The sequence below is a fragment of the Streptomyces sp. NK15101 genome (genome assembly GCF_020400725.1).
Lineage (GTDB): Bacteria > Actinomycetota > Actinomycetes > Streptomycetales > Streptomycetaceae > Streptomyces.
Window position 1 is genome coordinate 21,938 of the sequence record NZ_JAINVG010000084.1, and the last position, 11,196, is coordinate 33,133.

At 72.2% G+C, this 11,196-nt stretch carries 12 protein-coding genes; 5 read left to right on the plus strand and 7 right to left on the minus strand.

What is annotated here, in order from left to right:
• Positions 1–4 precede the first annotated feature (4 nt).
• Together K7G60_RS31395 and K7G60_RS31400 are read left to right on the plus strand one after the other, a co-directional pair.
• Positions 5–1,024, plus strand: a complete 1,020-nt coding sequence (locus tag K7G60_RS31395) for a hydroxyacid dehydrogenase (RefSeq protein ID WP_225804355.1) — start codon at positions 5–7, stop codon at positions 1,022–1,024.
• Between the two features lie 268 nt (positions 1,025–1,292).
• Positions 1,293–1,991, plus strand: a complete 699-nt coding sequence (locus tag K7G60_RS31400; RefSeq protein ID WP_225804356.1) for an ester cyclase — start codon at positions 1,293–1,295, stop codon at positions 1,989–1,991.
• An 83-nt stretch (positions 1,992–2,074) separates the two neighbouring features.
• On the opposite strand, the gene groL is transcribed toward K7G60_RS31400, so the two are convergent.
• From groL to K7G60_RS31420, 4 genes are all read right to left on the minus strand, one after another.
• Positions 2,075–3,703, minus strand: a complete 1,629-nt coding sequence (gene groL, locus K7G60_RS31405) for a chaperonin GroEL (RefSeq protein WP_225804357.1) — start codon at positions 3,701–3,703, stop codon at positions 2,075–2,077.
• Between the two features lie 119 nt (positions 3,704–3,822).
• Positions 3,823–4,131 carry a co-chaperone GroES gene (groES, locus tag K7G60_RS31410; RefSeq protein ID WP_010471835.1) on the minus strand — a complete coding sequence of 103 codons (309 nt, stop codon included), beginning with the start codon at positions 4,129–4,131 and terminating at the stop codon, positions 3,823–3,825.
• Between the two features lie 146 nt (positions 4,132–4,277).
• A complete protein-coding gene (locus K7G60_RS31415; protein ID WP_225804358.1) occupies positions 4,278–4,532 on the minus strand; it encodes a hypothetical protein in 255 nt (84 codons plus the stop codon).
• The gene (locus tag K7G60_RS31420; protein WP_374115714.1) at positions 4,529–5,479 is read right to left on the minus strand and encodes a polysaccharide deacetylase family protein; all 951 of its coding nucleotides are present in this window, start codon (positions 5,477–5,479) and stop codon (positions 4,529–4,531) included. Before K7G60_RS31420 ends, K7G60_RS31415 begins: the two co-directional genes overlap by 4 nt.
• A gap of 100 nt (positions 5,480–5,579) precedes the next feature.
• Here K7G60_RS31420 and K7G60_RS31425 point away from each other — a divergent pair, with 100 nt between their 5' ends.
• From K7G60_RS31425 to K7G60_RS31435, 3 genes are all read left to right on the plus strand, one after another.
• Positions 5,580–6,767 carry a class I SAM-dependent methyltransferase gene (locus K7G60_RS31425; protein ID WP_225804359.1) on the plus strand — a complete coding sequence of 396 codons (1,188 nt, stop codon included), beginning with the start codon at positions 5,580–5,582 and terminating at the stop codon, positions 6,765–6,767.
• Between the two features lie 73 nt (positions 6,768–6,840).
• Positions 6,841–7,488, plus strand: coding sequence for a hypothetical protein (locus K7G60_RS31430; RefSeq protein ID WP_225804360.1), 648 nt, complete (start codon positions 6,841–6,843; stop codon positions 7,486–7,488).
• Positions 7,481–8,935, plus strand: coding sequence for a PQQ-binding-like beta-propeller repeat protein (locus K7G60_RS31435; protein ID WP_225804361.1), 1,455 nt, complete (start codon positions 7,481–7,483; stop codon positions 8,933–8,935). The genes K7G60_RS31430 and K7G60_RS31435 overlap by 8 nt, the downstream gene beginning before the upstream one ends.
• Here the strand turns inward: K7G60_RS31435 and K7G60_RS31440 are convergent.
• The 3 genes from K7G60_RS31440 to K7G60_RS31450 all read right to left on the minus strand — a co-directional run.
• Complete coding sequence (locus K7G60_RS31440) at positions 8,929–10,125, minus strand: RNA polymerase sigma factor (RefSeq protein ID WP_225804365.1); 1,197 nt, start codon at positions 10,123–10,125, stop codon at positions 8,929–8,931. The two genes, K7G60_RS31435 and K7G60_RS31440, sit on opposite strands and share 7 nt — an antisense overlap.
• 64 nt (positions 10,126–10,189) lie before the next feature.
• Positions 10,190–10,555 (minus strand): YciI family protein, encoded by a 366-nt coding sequence (locus K7G60_RS31445; RefSeq protein ID WP_225804362.1) that lies wholly within the window; start codon positions 10,553–10,555, stop codon positions 10,190–10,192.
• 97 nt (positions 10,556–10,652) lie between these two features.
• A partial coding sequence (locus K7G60_RS31450; RefSeq protein ID WP_225804363.1) for a polysaccharide deacetylase family protein occupies positions 10,653–11,196 on the minus strand: 544 nt, incomplete at its 5' end.

Genomic DNA, 11,196 nt, shown 5'->3' on the forward strand with positions numbered 1-11,196 from the left:
CACGATGCACCCGACCACCGACAACCGCCCGACCCTCCTGCTCGCGATGGGCCCGGGAGTCGACGGACGCCTCCTCACGGACGACCACCGCGGCCGCCTGACCCGGATCGCGCGCACCGACCCCCACCTGGTGGCCCACGACCTGACCGCCCCGGACCCGCGGGCCGCCGCCGCCCTCGCCGAGGCCGAGATCCTCCTCACCTGCTGGGGGGCCACCCCGCTCACCGCCGAGGTCCTCGACCGCGCGCCCCGCCTGCGGGCCGTCGTCCACGCGGCCGGCTCCGTCAAGCACCACGTCACCGACGCCTGCTGGGAGCGGGGACTGCGCGTCACCTCGGCCGCCGCCGCCAACGCGCTGCCCGTCGCCGAGTACACGCTCGCCGCGATCCTCTTCGCCGGGAAGCGGGTCCTGCGCTCGGCCCAGCGGTACGCCGAACTGCGCACCGACCACGCCTGGCTGGCGGAGTCCGCCACCTGGGGCAACCACCGCCGCACGATCGGCATCGTCGGCGCCTCCCGCATCGGCCGCCGGGTCCTCGAACTGCTGCGCCCCTTCGACTTCGAGGTCCTGCTGTACGACCCGTACGTGACGACCCCACCGCCCGGCACCGAGCTCGTCGGCCTCGACGAACTCTGCGCCCGCAGCACGATCGTCTCGGTCCACGCCCCCCAGCTCCCCTCCACCCACGGCATGATCGGCGCCGCCCAGCTCGCCGCGATGCCGACCGGCACGACCCTGATCAACACCGCCCGCGGCTCCCTGGTCGACGAGCGGGCCCTCCTCCCCCACCTCGTCTCGGGCCGCCTCCACGCGATCCTCGACGTGACGGACCCGGAACTCCCGCCGCCCGACTCCCCCTTGTGGACGCTCCCGAACGTCCTCCTCACCCCCCACGTCGCCGGCTCCCTCGGCAACGAACTCCACCGCATGGCGGACCAGGCACTGGAGGAGGTGGCGCGCTACGGGAGGGGCGAGCCGTTCGCGGAGGAGGTCCGGGTGTCAGACCTCCAGCGCTCGGCGTAGCCGCTCCCGGTGGCGCCGTCGGCCGTGAGGAGGGCGGGCAGGGGCTCGGCGGCCGGTTCGGCGAGCTGTTCCAGGACGACGTCGACGTACGCGGCGGCGTCGTTCTGCGCGGCCCAGCGGGCGGTGACGAAGAAGGAGACGATCCGTACGCCCGGCGGGTCGAGGGCGAACCACGACAGGAGGGCCGCCTTCCCGGCCCAGGCGTCCGCACGCCACCACAGGTATCCGTACCTAGACTGGAAAGGTCCTACCTGGGTCGGGAGGCGTCATGACATTCGTGCAGATCATCGACTGCAAGACGAGCCGGGTCGACGACCTGAACCGGCTCATGGACCGGTGGGTCGAGCAGACCAAGGGCAAGCGGACCGCGACGCACAGCATCGTCGGCAAGGACCGTTCCGACGCCTCGCACGTCGTGGAGATCGTCGAGTTCCCCTCGTACGACGTGGCCATGCGCAATTCGCAGCTCCCCGAGACCGACCGGATCTTCCGGGAGATGGTTGCGCTCTGTGACGAGATGCCGACCTTCACGGACCTGGACGTGGTCCGGGACGAACAGATGTACAAGGCGGCCTCCCGCCGGTTCTTCGAGCTGCTCTCGACGCCCGGGGAGCTCCCGCCGCTCGACGAGGTGTTCGCCGAGGGGTACCACGACCACGATCCGAGCACTCCGAACGACTCGTACGGCATGGACGCGCTGCGGCGCGAGGCCGAGATGTGGCGGGCGGCCTTCGACTTCGACTTCACCGTCGAGGACCAGATCGCCGAGGGCGACCGGGTCTGCACGCGCTGGACCTGGAACGGCACCCACGTCGGCGACTTCATGGGGATCCAGCCGACCGGGATGGAGGTGAGCATGACCGGGATGGTCGTGCACCGGTTCCGGGAGGACGGCAAGGCCGTCGAGGGCTGGTGGCAGTACGACCTGCTCGGGCTGATGGAGCAGCTCGGCGCCGTGGAGGCGTAGGGAGCGTCTCGCCGGTCGGGAAGGCGGTGAGGCCCGGTGCTCCCGCGACGGGAGCACCGGGCCTCAGCTGTCGGTCAGCCGCCTCAGTGGGAGTGGCCGTGACCGTGGCCGTGGCCGTGGTCCGCCGGCTCCTCTTCCTTCTTCTCCACCACGAGGGTCTCGGTGGTGAGGAGGAGGGAGGCGATGGAGGCGGCGTTCTCCAGGGCGGAGCGCGTCACCTTCACCGGGTCGATGACGCCGGCCTTGACCAGGTCGCCGTACTCGCCGGTCGCGGCGTTGAAGCCGTTGCCCTTCTCCAGCTCCGCCACCTTCGAGGTGATGACGTAGCCCTCGAGGCCGGCGTTCTCGGCGATCCAGCGCAGCGGCTCGACGGCGGCGCGGCGGACGACGGCGACACCGGTGGCCTCGTCGCCGGTCTTGTCGAGGTTGCCCTCGAGGACCTTGACGGCGTGGACGAGCGCGGAGCCACCACCGGAGACGATGCCCTCCTCGACCGCGGCGCGGGTCGCGGAGATGGCGTCCTCCAGACGGTGCTTCTTCTCCTTCAGCTCCACCTCGGTGGCGGCGCCGACCTTGATCACGCAGACGCCGCCGGCGAGCTTCGCGAGGCGCTCCTGGAGCTTCTCGCGGTCCCAGTCGGAGTCCGTGGACTCGATCTCGGCCTTGATCTGGTTGACGCGGCCCGCGACGTCCTCGGAGTTGCCGCCACCGTCGACGATGGTGGTGTCGTCCTTGGTGACGGTCACGCGGCGGGCGGTGCCCAGCACGTCGAGACCGGCCTGGTCGAGCTTGAGGCCGACCTCCTCGGCGATGACGGTGGCACCGGTGAGGGTGGCCATGTCGCCGAGCATCGCCTTGCGGCGGTCACCGAAGCCGGGGGCCTTGACGGCCACGGCGTTGAAGGTGCCACGGATCTTGTTGACGACGAGGGTGGAGAGGGCCTCGCCCTCGACGTCCTCGGCGATGATCAGGAGCGGCTTGCTGGCGCCGGCCTGGATGACCTTCTCCAGGATGGGCAGCAGGTCCTGGATCGAGGAGATCTTGCCCTGGTGGATCAGGATGTACGGGTCGTCGAGGACGGCCTCCATACGCTCCTGGTCGGTGACCATGTACGGGGACAGGTAGCCCTTGTCGAAGGCCATGCCCTCGGTGAAGTCGAGCTCCAGGCCGAAGGTGTTGGACTCCTCGACGGTGATGACACCGTCCTTGCCGACCTTGTCCATCGCCTCGGCGATGAGCTCGCCGACCTGCTGGTCCTGCGCGGAGAGCGCGGCGACGGCGGCGATGTCGGACTTGTCGTCGATCGGGCGCGCGGTGGCGAGCAGCTCGTCGGAGACGGCCTTGACGGCGGCGTCGATGCCCTTCTTCAGGGCGGCCGGGGAGGCGCCGGCGGCGACGTTGCGCAGACCCTCGCGGACCAGGGCCTGGGCGAGCACGGTGGCGGTGGTGGTGCCGTCACCCGCGATGTCGTTGGTCTTGGTCGCCACCTCCTTCACGAGCTGGGCGCCGAGGTTCTCGTACGGGTCCTCGATCTCGACCTCGCGGGCGATCGTGACACCGTCGTTGGTGATGGTGGGGGCGCCGAACTTCTTGTCGATGACGACGTTGCGGCCCTTGGGGCCGATCGTCACCTTCACCGTGTCGGCAAGCTTGTTGACGCCGCGCTCAAGGGCGCGACGGGCGTCCTCGTCGAACTTCAGGATCTTCGCCATGGGAGCGGTTCAGCCCTCTCGGATTCGGGTGGAACGAACTGCGCCCCGGGGCGCCTGGGAAAGGGGCCTCGGGGCGCAGCTCAAAGCATCTGCTTCAGGTACTTCGGTACTTCGGAGAATTACTTCTCGACGATCGCGAGCACGTCGCGAGCCGAGAGGACGAGGTACTCCTCGCCGCTGTACTTCACCTCGGTGCCGCCGTACTTGCTGTACAGCACGATGTCGCCGGTCTTGACGTCGAGCGGCAGACGCTCGCCGTTCTCGAAGCGGCCCGGGCCCACGGCCAGGACGACGCCCTCCTGGGGCTTCTCCTTGGCGGTGTCCGGAATGACCAGGCCAGAGGCGGTGGTCTGCTCGGCGTCGAGCGGCTGGACCACGATGCGGTCCTCGAGCGGCTTGATGGCAACCTTGGAGCTGGTGGTCGTCACGATCCGACCTCCCCCTTCGGAGATCTCACGGGGTTAACTGTCTGAGGTGGCGACCAGGTGGATCCGTCGTCGCGGGTGCCGGACCTGCCCGTCGCTGTGTTGGCACTCTCCAGTGGGGAGTGCCAGGGCCGAGACTATGACCGCGATTAGCACTCGGTCAAGCGGAGTGCCAATTCATCGCTCCGTGGCGTGACCGTACGGGGTGCCGGGGCCCCTTCGCAGCGCTTCGCGTCCACCGCCGCCCGTACGTGCTGGACCGGCGAGGGGCGGGGGCTCACCCGTTCCGCCGCCTTCCGGCCGAGCCGCTCGATCGGGTCGACCGAGGAGGCGCAGGCCGGGAGGGCGAGGAGCGCGCCGGTCACGGCGAGGGCGGCGGCCCACCTCGTGCGTGGTCCCCTCATACGTAGTCCTCGAGTCTCGCCACCGCGTACCCCTTGGCCGTGATCACGTTCATCGCACGGCGGATCATGTCCGGCATGGTGCCCTTCCAGTCCCCCTTGCCGCGGAAATGGGTGAGCACGATGTCGCCGGGGTGCAGGTCCCGGTCCCACTCGCGCCACTCCATGTGGTCGGGGAAGGCCTCGGCGGCCCAGAGCGGGACCGCCTTGACGCCGCAGCTCTTCGCGGCGCGCAGGGTGTCCTCGTTGTAGTTGCCGTACGGCGGGCGGAAGAGCGGGGGCCGCTTGCCGAACCGCTTCTCCATGACGTCCTGCATGCCGCAGATCTCGCGCCTCTGCTCGCCGTACGAGAGCGCGGGCAGGTAGCGGTGGTGGAGGGTGTGGTTGTGCAGGGAGACGCCGGGCTCCTGCGACTTCTGCATCCTGGCGAAGTAGTCGTAGTCGTCCTTGACCACGTAGTCGCTGAGGAAGGCGCTGTAGGGGATCCGCAGCTCCTTCATCATCTTCAGCAGCCGGGGGTCCTTCTCCGCGCCGTCGTCGATCGTCAGGAAGACGACCTTCTGCTTGGTGGGCACGGTGGTGAAGACGGGCGGCAGCCCCTCGCCGTCCGTCTCGAAGCCCTTGCGGGTGGTGATCCTCGGTTTGACGGCGGGTGGGGCGGGCGCTTCGAGCGGGGGTTTGGCGAGGCCCCACTTCTTGGCGGCGAGCACGCGGGCGGCCCGCTGCGCGCGGACCCTCTCGACGTACGCGGTGAGGGCACCGGCGGCCGGCGCCTGCTGTCCGGCGGCGGCGGGGGCGGGGGCGGGGGCGCCGCGCTCGGGCTCGGCACTGCCGGAGCAGGCGGTGGCGGCGGAGGCGAGGGCGGCCACGGCGAGCGCCGCCCCGAACGTCCGACGGGGGCGGTGCACACCTTTTGCCATCATCTGGTCCTTTTGTCGTACGAGCTGCATGGCGCCGCATCCTGTCAGCGCCAGAGCCCCTTCCGGGCCGCGACACCGCCGTACCGCACCCACCGTCCCCCGGCCGGCCCACAGCCCCACAGGCCCCAGAATGGGACGGGTGACCGACCTCGCCTCCTTCGCCGCCCTGCTCACCCCCGAGGGGCAGACGCTCCTCGCCGCCCTGCGCGACTACGACCCCGCCCAGGAGTTGGCGGTCGCCTCCCGGCTGCGCCGCGACCACCCGGCCGAACTCGTCAGCGCGGCCCTCGGCCAGGCGCGGCTGCGGCAGCGGGCGGTGGCGAAGTTCGGCGCCGAGGACGCGTACCGGATGTACTTCACGCCCAACGGCGTCGAGCAGTCGACCCGCGCCTCGGTCGGCGCGTACCGGGCGGCCCGGCTGAAGGCGCTCGGCGTCCGCGCCGTCGCGGACCTCTGCTCCGGGATCGGCGGCGACGCGATCGCCCTCGCCCGCGCCGGGATCTCCGTCCTCGCCGTCGACCGGGACCCGCTGACCGCCGAGGCGGTCCGGGCCAACGCGGCGGCGCTCGGCCTCACGGAGCTGATCGAGGTCCGGTGCGCGGACGTGACCGAGATCGACACGAGCCCCTGTGACGCGGTCTTCGTCGACCCGGCGCGGCGCGGCGGCCGGGGCCGGATCTTCGACCCCGAGGCGTACTCCCCGCCGCTCTCCTGGGCCGTCGACGCGGCCCGCCGGGCGCCGCACGCCGCTTTGAAGGTGGCGCCGGGCATCCCGCACGAGGCGGTGCCCGAGGACGCCGAGGCGGAGTGGATCTCGGACGGCGGGGACGTGAAGGAGGCCGTGCTCTGGTTCGGCACGGAGCCGGGCGCCCGCCGGGCCACCCTGCTGCCCTCCGGGGCCACCCTGAGGGGCCGGGGGCTGCCCGATCCGGCGGTGCGCCCGGTCGGCCGCTACCTGTACGAGCCGGACGGCGCCGTCATCCGCGCGCACCTCGTCGCCGAGGTGGCCGAGGAGCTGGACGGCGGCCTGATCGACGAGACGATCGCGTACGTGACGTCGGACGCGCTCGTCCCCACGCCGTACGCCGCCGCGTACGAGATCACCGACGAACTCCCCTTCAACCTGAAGAAGTTGAAGGCCCTGCTGCGAGAGCGCGAGGTCGGCACCCTCACCGTGAAGAAGCGCGGCTCGGCGGTCGAGCCCGAGGAGATCCGCCGCAAGGTGAAGCCGAAGGGCCCCAACGCGGCGACGGTGCTGCTCACCAGGGTCGCGGGAGCCCCGACGATGCTGATCGGCCGCCCGGCGGCCACGTCCTGAAGCGCCACGAACCGGCCACGCCCTGAAGCGTCAGAACCGGCCACGTCCTGCAGACGCCACGAACAGGGGGATCATGGCGATACACCCGGAAGGCATGTTCACCAGCGGCCCGCTCGCGCACCTCGTCGGGCTCGCCTGCGGGCCCGACCCGCTGGAGTGGGAGGTCCTGCGCCTCACGCGGGTCCTGCGGCCGAACCACTGGGACGCGTCCTGGCGGGAGACGCCCCAGACGCTCGCCTCCCAGCTGGACTACCTGTCCACCGCGTTCAGCGAGGAGTTCTTCGCGGGCTGCCCGGAGCAGACCCGCCGCACCTGGCGGACGGCCGCCGGCGCGCAGGGCGTGCCGGCGTTCCTGACCGGGCTGGCGACGCTGCTGCGGCTCGCGGACCGCGAGGGGGACGCCCCGTACGAGGAGGTGCCCCTGTCCGCGTGGGAGGTGCGGGCACGGTTCCCGCTGCTGCTGTCCCTGGACGACTGGGCGTACGACGGCGAGCACGCCTCGTACGAGGAGAGCCTGCGGGCCTTCGTCGAGGCCGAACACCCCTTCTGCTTCCACGAGCTGGTCCCCCGCCTCACCCAGGCCCTGGAGGCGCGGACGCAGTGCGCGGACTCGCCGGCCTTCGCCGCGTCCTTCCGGACCCTCGCCCCGACGGCGACCCCGGAGGCCCTGGACGCCCTCGCCCGCACCACCTTCGCCCACCTGACGGAGCACCATGGCTGAGCCCAAGGCCCCCCTCCACGAGGAGCCCTTCCCCGAGCTGCTCGGACTCACCTCCGAGGCGGTCGTCAGTGACGACGGGACGTGGGTCGCGGTCAGTTCGGTGCTGTCGGACCTGAGCCGGGTGGCGGTCTACCGCACGGCCGACCTCTCCTGCGCGCACGTCCTGACGGTCGCCATGGAGACGGAGACGATGGCCTTCCACCCCACGCTCCCGCTCCTCGCCATCGGCTTCGACAACGGCGACGCGTACATGCGCGAGGGCCGTCTCGTCCTCCTCGAACCCGGAAGCGGCCACCGCGTCGACTTCGCCGATGCCGACCGGGGCGTCGAACTGGTCCGCTGGCGGGACGCCCGCACGCTCGAACTCACCCTCTTCGCCATGCACGACGGGCACGAGTTCGATCGTTCCCGGGCCGCCGTGACCCGCGAGGAGTGGCTCGGTCTCGCCCCCGACGCCCTCGACATGTCCGCTCTCGACGCACGACCGCTCGACCCGTACGCCCGGCTCCCGTACCCCGACACGGGACCCGCCCTGCCGCTCCTCCAGGGGCTCGCCGAGCGGGCCGGCCGGAGCTACGACGGCAGGGGCGGGGTCCGGGCCGTGGCCGGGCTGAGCGACGGCCGGGTGCTCGCCACCCGCAAGCACACCGCGCTGGAGTGCTGGGCTCCCGACGGATCGCTGCTCTGGAGCGTGCCCGCCCCGTCGGGGACCGGCGGTACGCGGATCGAGGTCGCCGCCGACGAACGGACGGCACGGGTCGCCGTGCCCGGCCCCGACTCCCGCACCCGGACCGACTTCCCGCTCGTCGACACCTCCGACGGCACGGTCCTCGACCGCCCCTCGGTGCCCTTCTCGGCCGCCCTGACGGCCCGTACGGACGGGGTGTGGGCGATCAAGGACACGTACGACCGCGAGTACGGGACGGGCGACTCCACCCCCGACACCCGGTTCTTCGCCGCCGACGGCACCCCGCTGGGCACGGCCCACGAGCCGGACCGGTACGAGCTCGTCCCCGTGGAGGTCCACGGCTGCCCCGAGCTGCTGTTCACCCGGCGGAGGCGCCACGACGTCATCGCGCTCGACCCGCACACCGCCGCCGAGACCCCGCTCTTCGCCGCCGACGGCCCCCTGGGCGAGGCGGCGTACGTCTCCGACGCCGGCGGCCCCGCCCTCGTGCACGGAGGGAGCGAGCTGATCCGCAGGACCTTCCCCGCCGGGGACGTCGTCTGGCGGCGCCCCCTGGACGCCGTGGTCACCGCCCTCGACGCGCACGACGGCGTCCTGCACGCCCTGTGCGCGGACGGCGCCCTCGTCTCCGTCGACGCCGCCGACGGCACCGTCCTCGACCGGCGCCCCCTGCCCCCGTACGGACTGCAGTCCCTCCGCGTGGCCCCCGACGGCACGGTCCTCGTCGGCACCGTGGCCGGCCGGATCCTGCGCTACTGACCCCGGGCGCGCCCGAGCAGCAGTTCCCGCTCGCTCTCGTTCCGGGTGAGCGCGGCCGCCCGCTCGAACTCGGCCCGGGCCTCCTCCGTCCGGCCGAGCCGGACGAGGAGGTCGCCCCGGACGCTCGGGAGGAGGTGGTAGCGGGCGAGGGCCGGTTCGCCTGCGAGGGCGTCGACGAGGGCGAGGGCCGCGGCGGGGCCCTCGGTCATCGAGACGGCGACCGCGCGGTTCAGCTCGACCACCGGCGAGGGCGCGAGGGTGCCGAGCCGTCCGTACAGCGCGGCGATGGTCGTCCAGTCCGTCTCCTCGTACGAGGCGGCCCGCGCGTGGCAGGCGGCGATCGCGGCCTGGAGGGCGTACGGCCCGTAGGAGCGCCCGTCCCCGGCGCGCGCGAGGGCGGCGTACCCGCGGCGCACGAGCAGCCGGTTCCAGCGGCTGCGGTTCTGGTCGGCGAGCAGCACCGGCCGGCCGTCGGGGCCGGTGCGGGCGGGGGTGCGGGAGGCCTGGAGTTCGAGGAGGGCGGAGAGGCCGTGCACCTCGCTCTCCCCCGGCATCAGGGCGGCCAGGCCCCGGGCGAGCCGCAGCGCGTCCTCGCACAGGCCGGGGCGGAGCAGGTCGTCGCCGGCGGTCGCCGCGTACCCCTCGTTGAAGATCAGGTAGACGACCTCCAGGACGGACCCGAGGCGGGCCGCCCGGTCCTCCCCGTACGGCACCTCGAACTCCACGCCCGCCTTCGCGAGCGTCCGCTTGGCCCGGGTGATCCGCGCCGCGACCGTCGCCTCGGGCACGAGGAAGGCGCGGGCGATCTCGTCCGTCCGCAGCCCGCCGACGAGCCGCAGGGTGAGCGCCGCGCGGGCGTCGGCGGAGAGCACCGGGTGGCAGGTGGTGAAGACGAGCCGGAGGACGTCGTCGTCGATGTCGCCGGGGCCGGACGGCTCGGGGTCGTACGACTCCTCCGAGAGCGTCCGGCCCACCTCCGCCAGCTTCCGGGCGTACGTCTCGCGCCGCCGCACGAGGTCGACGGCGCGGTGCTTCGCGGCGGCCGTCAGCCAGGCGCCCGGGCTGTCCGGGACGCCCGACCGCGGCCACTGCTCCAGGGCGGAGACGAACGCGTCCTGCGCGAGCTCCTCGGCGATGCCCACGTCCCGGACGATCCGCGCCACCGTGGCGATGATCCGCGCCGACTCCATCCGGAAGACCGTCTCCAGCGTGCTCTCCACCACCGTCACGGTTCACATGACAGCACGGCGCGGGTCAGCCTTCCGGCATCTCCTCGACCTCGCGGACCTCCAGGCCGACCTTCCAGTGCGGCGGGTGGACGGCCAGGAACCGCTTCCCCCACTCGACGGCCTCGGCCATGTCCTTGCACTGGAGCATCGCGTAGCCGCCGACGACCTCCTTGGTCTCGGTGAACGGGCCGTCGGTGAACGACAGCCTCCCGTCCGACCAGGTGATCCGGGTGGCCTCGGCGGTCGGCTTCAGCCCGGCCGTGTCCACCATGGCGCCGGCCTTGGTGATCTCCTCGAAGAGGGCGCCCATGCGCTGCTCGAAGCCGGGGTCGGCGCTCTCCATGTCGATGGTGTTCTCCTCGATGCGGACGAGGGACAGGAAGCGGGGCATGACGACTCCTCGGGGTGCGGTGGGCGGGGCCGTTCCCCGCCGTCCACACATACGTCGAACGGGATCCGTCCGCATCGACACCGCGCCCGGGAATCTTCTAGACGTAGTCCTCCAGGCGCGCCACCGTGAAGCCCTGCTCCTGGATCTTCCGCAGCAGCGTCGCCGTCATCTCGGTCATGGTCCGGCCCTTGAGCTCGGACGGACCCCGGAAGTGGGCCAGGATGATGTCGCCGGGATGCAGCTTCCGGTCGCCGCGCTGGTACTGCATGTTCTTGATCTGCATGGACTCGCGCCACAGCACGATCGCGTCGAGACCGCACTCTCCCGCCGCCGCGCGCGTGGCCTCGTTCCAGTTGCCGTACGGCGGCCGGAAGAGGCGCGGGGTCGTGCCGTACCGCTGCTTCAGCCTCGTCTGCTGGCCGCAGATCTCCCGGCGCTGGGCCTCCGGGGAGAGGGTGCGCAGGTTCGGGTGGGTGAGGGTGTGGTTGGCGAGGCCGTGGCCCTGGGCGACGAGCGGCGCGAAGTACGGGTAGTCGGCGCGGATGGCGGCGTCCGTGAGGAACATCGTGACCGGGACCCTGAGGTCCTTCATCATCCGGACGAACTCGGGGTCCTTCTCGGCCCCGTCGTCGATCGTGATG

Excerpts from the sequence above, each read along its gene's own strand:
- K7G60_RS31440 (WP_225804365.1), bottom strand. The coding sequence starts at position 10,125 with ATGGAGTCGGCGCGGATCATCGCCACGGTGGCGCGGATCGTCCGGGAC.
- K7G60_RS31430 (WP_225804360.1), top strand. The coding sequence starts at position 6,841 with ATGGCGATACACCCGGAAGGCATGTTCACCAGCGGCCCGCTCGCGCAC.
- K7G60_RS31445 (WP_225804362.1), bottom strand. The coding sequence starts at position 10,555 with ATGCCCCGCTTCCTGTCCCTCGTCCGCATCGAGGAGAACACCATCGAC.
- K7G60_RS31395 (WP_225804355.1), top strand. The coding sequence starts at position 5 with ATGCACCCGACCACCGACAACCGCCCGACCCTCCTGCTCGCGATGGGC.
- K7G60_RS31400 (WP_225804356.1), top strand. The coding sequence starts at position 1,293 with ATGACATTCGTGCAGATCATCGACTGCAAGACGAGCCGGGTCGACGAC.
- K7G60_RS31415 (WP_225804358.1), bottom strand. The coding sequence starts at position 4,532 with ATGAGGGGACCACGCACGAGGTGGGCCGCCGCCCTCGCCGTGACCGGC.
- groL (WP_225804357.1), bottom strand. The coding sequence starts at position 3,703 with ATGGCGAAGATCCTGAAGTTCGACGAGGACGCCCGTCGCGCCCTTGAG.
- K7G60_RS31425 (WP_225804359.1), top strand. The coding sequence starts at position 5,580 with ATGGGACGGGTGACCGACCTCGCCTCCTTCGCCGCCCTGCTCACCCCC.
- K7G60_RS31435 (WP_225804361.1), top strand. The coding sequence starts at position 7,481 with ATGGCTGAGCCCAAGGCCCCCCTCCACGAGGAGCCCTTCCCCGAGCTG.
- K7G60_RS31420 (WP_374115714.1), bottom strand. The coding sequence starts at position 5,479 with ATGCAGCTCGTACGACAAAAGGACCAGATGATGGCAAAAGGTGTGCAC.